Annotated in this window: 2 protein-coding genes; one reads left to right on the top strand and one right to left on the bottom strand. The window is 45.2% G+C overall.

The window, feature by feature from the left end:
* Positions 1-117: 117 nt before the first annotated feature.
* Positions 118-1,920 carry a reverse transcriptase/maturase family protein gene (locus tag D0T60_RS18345; RefSeq protein WP_163219912.1) on the bottom strand — a complete coding sequence of 601 codons (1,803 nt, stop codon included), beginning with the start codon at positions 1,918-1,920 and terminating at the stop codon, positions 118-120.
* A gap of 299 nt (positions 1,921-2,219) precedes the next feature.
* Between D0T60_RS18345 and D0T60_RS18340 the strand changes: the two genes are divergently transcribed.
* Positions 2,220-2,402: a hypothetical protein gene (locus D0T60_RS18340; protein ID WP_163219910.1), complete on the top strand. Its 183-nt coding sequence runs from the start codon at positions 2,220-2,222 to the stop codon at positions 2,400-2,402.
* Positions 2,403-2,491 lie beyond the last annotated feature (89 nt).

Below are 2,491 nucleotides of genomic sequence, written 5' to 3'. Positions count from 1 at the left end.
ATAGTAGGCTCGGCACCCGGCGCCTTGCCGCCTTGCGACGGTAGGTTTCCGGGAGCCTGCCCCCGAACCGTACGTACAAGTCTCCTCGTATACGGCTCTCCGTTGGTTTTTCTCATTTTAGCGAACATGAATTTTGGCATTGCAGATTTCACAAACAGCTAAAGTCTTCCGGCGTTTCTTTAGCATCAGTTGTTCCCACTCATTGCCCCCTTTCAGGTCATTGAGGGTGCGTACATGATGCATTAGCGTTTTACCTTCTGCTCCACATAGCTCACATTTTTCAGCCATCAGCCTCTCGATAAGGCTCGGGTAAGGGCTGATGTTCGTGTTCGGAATGTTGTCGCATTGGGCATAGCTTTGTGCTGTCTTTCTCTTAAAACCCTCATCATAGAATACTCTGACTCTCTTTTGCCCTTTGCTGTCCACATAGGGAATAACGAAGTTTTTACCCCTGCGGAGTTTCTTTATCGTCTTTCCTAGTGTACTGTTTTGCTTTTGAGCAATGGTTTTGAACATACTGTACTCCATGTTGTACCCGAATGAATTACCGAGATATGAAATATCGTTGGCGATAGAATAGTAGTTGTAGAATCCCCTTATCTCCGCATTGTATTGTGCGAGGATATCCTCCGGTTTCATGCCTATCATGTAGGAACGAGATTTGGGTTTCCAGACTTCTTTACCGTGGGCTTGCCCAACGGTTATTGCATCGTAGTCCAGCAATTTCCGTTTAACCACCTCGTTTGCCACTCTCAAGACTATTCTACCATTGAAAGGTCTTCTTAAAACTCCGTTCCGATTGTGCCTTAGGGCTTGGGATTTACGGACATAGACTTCATATCCAAGGAATTTAGCCGCGTTTTGTGCGTGCGTTATAAGCGTCTTCTCATCTGATAGCTCCAGATGGAGCATTTCGCTCATAAACCGAGCAATGTTCGCTTTAATTTGCACACATTCCGCTTTGCTGCCGATAACTCCTATAAGGAAGTCGTCGGCGTACCTCACATACTTCAATCTTTTGAACGTTTCGTCCATGTTTAACCCGTAGGGCGTTTTAACGATTTCACTCTCGACTTTCCGAATCTCCTCGATCAGATTTGCTCTGACCGATTCGTCTTCTTCGGATTTAGCCTTTTTCACCAGCCTGCTTCTTTTGTTTTCAAGTCGTTTGTACTCTGTACTGCTTTGCCTTTCTCTGCCCCTGTCGAATGATTTTGCATATTCCTTCATGTACTTGTCGAACTTGTCGAGATAGATGTTAGCTAGAATGGGGCTAATCAAACCACCTTGCGGCGTTCCACTGTACGTTTTATGGAATTTCCAATCTTCAACATACCCTGCATTTAGAAATTTTCTGATTAAGCGGATGAACCTTTCGTCGGCAATCCGTTCTTTCAGAGTGTTTATAAGGACTTCATGGTTGATATTATCGAAGAAACCTTTAATATCTCCTTCAATAAACCACTTCGTCCCGCTAAACGATTTCTGAATGTGGGTCAGTGCAGTATGGCAGCTCTTGTTTGGCCTGAAACCATGTGAAGAATATTCAAAATACCCCTCATAGATGGCTCCGAGAATCATTCGAACTACCTCTTGCACCAGTTTATCCTCGAAAGAAGGTATCCCAAGCGGTCGTTTCTTACCGTTCTTTTTGGGAATGTACACCCTCCTTGCCGGATGCGGCTTGTAGGTCTCATCTCTGAGGCTTACGATAAGGCTTTCTATTCTCAGAACGCTCATCTGGTCGACCGTTTTACCGTCCGTTCCAGCGGTCATATTGCCTTGCTTTGCATAAATGCGCTGATAGGCAGTATAGTACATTTGCTCATTGAATAGAATTCGGTACAGCCTTTCGAACTTGTAGCCCGAAACATTGCTGTGTTCACTTAAAATGTTTAATACATTCTCTGAATTTCTCATACGTCTCACACGTCTTTCTTTGTTTGTATTAAAGTTACCAACTGCTTCCCTTCGCCATGTACAGGGCTTTCCCCTGCTCGGACTACTACGGAAGCTCCGTTGCCATATTGGGTTTTCAGAGGCTAAACCCCATAGCCTTGCGGCGTCCCAACTTAGGCAATCCCCATTTAGCTTGCATAATAACTATTAGCGCGACAAGCTGTCGGATGCGACGTTCGACCTTTTCTCCGCTTATTGCGGTTGTGCTGTAGTCTGTTCTTTTGCTCAATCCGTCCGATACACCGGAAGAGTACTACAGCGTGACGTTTATAATTGCCTTCCGTCACGGCTCATTTAACAGCCACTGGACTATCGTTCAACCAATTCAGGCTTCATCCTCATGCTTGTCTTTCTACCTTGTCATTCAGTCGCCACATGGCAATTTGTGGACTTATGCCTTTACCGACATGCTACACTCCCCATTGGGTTTCCCCTCCGGATAAGTCGGTTGGTGGTAGGTTGTTATCTCAAAGAACACGAACCCAATCTCTTGCTAAAGAGATATTTATTATGCAGCCTTATGGGCGCACTA

Origin of the sequence: Bacteroides sp. 224 (assembly GCF_010500995.1) — a bacterium.
Taxonomy (GTDB): domain Bacteria; phylum Bacteroidota; class Bacteroidia; order Bacteroidales; family Bacteroidaceae; genus Bacteroides.
This window is presented reverse-complemented; position numbering and strand designations above follow the sequence as displayed.

Excerpts from the sequence above, each read along its gene's own strand:
- D0T60_RS18345 (WP_163219912.1), bottom strand. The coding sequence starts at position 1,920 with ATGAGAAATTCAGAGAATGTATTAAACATTTTAAGTGAACACAGCAAT.